Genomic DNA, 1738 nt, shown 5'->3' with positions numbered 1-1738 from the left:
GTTTTCGGATCATTCTCGTACATTTCAAGCAGATCGATAAAATACAGCCCTGAAACAGAGTCGCCACCGATTCCAACGCAGGTTGTTTGTCCCAAACCGCTTTCAGTAAGCATATTCACCACTTCGTAAGTCAATGTTCCTGAGCGCGAGATCAGACCAACGTTTCCGGGTTTAAAAATCATAGCAGGAAGAATCCCGATCAGACATTCTCCCGGAGTAATTAATCCTGGACAGTTTGCACCGATCAGTTTCGTACCGTGTTTTTCCAAAACCGGCATTACACGGATCATATCCTGAACCGGAACATGCTCGGTGATACAAACCACCAACTCAATGCCGGCATAGCTGGCTTCCATAATGGCATCGCCGGCAAAAGGTGCCGGAACAAAAATTACTGAAGCATTGGCTCCGGTTGCTTTTACTGCATCTTCAACAGTGTTGAATACCGGAATACCTTCTACCTGCTGGCCGGCTTTACCGGGTGAAATTCCACCAACAATGTTGGTTCCGTAAGCTTTCATTTTACTGGTGTGAAAAGCACCATCGCGACCGGTAATTCCCTGGACAATTACCTTTGTATCTTTATTAATAAGTATACTCATTACTCTAACTTTTTACTTTCAATTTTTACTTTTTACTTAACTCGATGGCTTTCTTCGCAGCTTCGCTCATGGTTTTCACCACCGGTAAACCGGTCTGCTCAATAATTTCCAAACCTTCCTTCGCGTTCGTTCCCGATAGGCGGATCACTATCGGAATATCAGTTTTTATTTCATGAAGCGCAGCTACCAAACCGCGGGCAACATCGTCGCAACGGGTTATACCGCCAAAAATGTTGATCATCACAGATTTCACATTTTTGTCACTCAGCAAAATATTCATGGCATCGATCACTTTTTGCGGATTCGACGAACCACCGATATCAAGGAAGTTAGCCGGATCGCCGCCATACAGTTTGATCATGTCCATGGTAGCCATAGCCAGACCTGCGCCGTTTACCATACAACCAATGTTACCGTCGAGTTTAATGTACGACAAACCTTTTGCATTGGCTTCCAGTTCCTTTTTCTCGTTCTCATCAGCTTCGCGCATGGCAATAATTTCCTTCTGACGGAACAATGCGTTGTCGTCGAAATTCATTTTACCATCAATAGCCAACACCTGTTTATCCGGAGTAAGCACCAGTGGATTGATCTCAGCCAGTGAAGAATCGGTTTCAACATAAAGTCGATACAACTTCACCAAGATTTCCGCTGCCTGACGCACTTGTTTTGGATCTCCAAATAACTGAAGCGCAACTTTCCTGGCCTGCCAGTCCATTAAACCCATGGTTGGATCAATTGGCATCTTTATGATCTTCTCAGGTGAAGTTTTGGCCACTTCTTCAATTTCAACACCACCCTCGGCACTTGCCATCAGCGTTACCGACTTGGTGTTACGGTCATTGATCAGACCTACATAAAATTCCTTTTCGATGTCAACTGCGTCGGCCACCAGGATTTTTTCAACGGTAATACCCTTGATTTCCATCCCCAGGATTTGTTTGGCTTTTTCAATGGCTTCTGCCTTTGTGGTAGCCAGTTTTACTCCACCGGCTTTACCGCGGCCACCAACCAAAACCTGCGCTTTTACTACTCTCAATTTGTCTTTGTCAGAGATTTTCTTTTTAACCTCATCAACCGAATGGCAAAGCTCACCTTCCGGAACAGGAATCCCGTACTTCCTGAATAAATCTCGG

General features: G+C 44.9%; 2 protein-coding genes. Both read right to left on the bottom strand.

The annotated features are described in order from the left end of the window. A partial coding sequence (locus AC37HE_RS01530; RefSeq protein WP_500781009.1) for a succinate--CoA ligase subunit alpha occupies positions 1 to 602 on the bottom strand: 602 nt, incomplete at its 3' end. Positions 603 to 627: 25 nt separating this feature from the next. Next, on the bottom strand, positions 628 to 1738 hold a 1111-nt coding region (sucC, locus tag AC37HE_RS01525; protein ID WP_500781008.1), incomplete at its 5' end, for an ADP-forming succinate--CoA ligase subunit beta.

Source organism: Mangrovibacterium sp. (genome assembly GCF_059905295.1).
The sequence above is the reverse complement of the archived record's forward strand: the minus strand, read 5'-3'. Positions and strand labels throughout refer to the sequence as shown.